The following is a 227-nucleotide window of genomic DNA, read 5'->3' as shown; positions in this document are numbered from 1 at the left end:
CAGGTCGTGGGCAATGAGGTTCTCTTAACAGCAGCGGGCGCGGCGCTGGTTAACAGCGGAGCAGCCTTACCTGAATTTACATTAACACCGAACGACGGCACAATTAATGGTGAAACAGATTCGGCCACCCCGGTGGTGAATACGGTTAACGATGCACCTGAAGTGACGATCACGAACACCAATGCATTTACCGAAGACGACGGCAGCGCAGTAGAAAATGCGGTAGT

1 protein-coding gene is annotated in these 227 nt (G+C 52.4%); it reads left to right on the top strand.

Going from position 1 to position 227, the window contains the following annotated elements:
- The coding region (locus tag H5084_RS19425) for a hypothetical protein (protein WP_182692250.1) at window positions 1-227 on the top strand (227 nt) is incomplete at both ends.

The sequence above is a fragment of the Psychromonas sp. SR45-3 genome (assembly GCF_014163575.1).
GTDB lineage: Bacteria > Pseudomonadota > Gammaproteobacteria > Enterobacterales > Psychromonadaceae > Psychromonas > Psychromonas arctica.
Note: the sequence above shows the minus strand (reverse complement) of the source record. Positions and strands in the feature narration are given on the sequence as shown.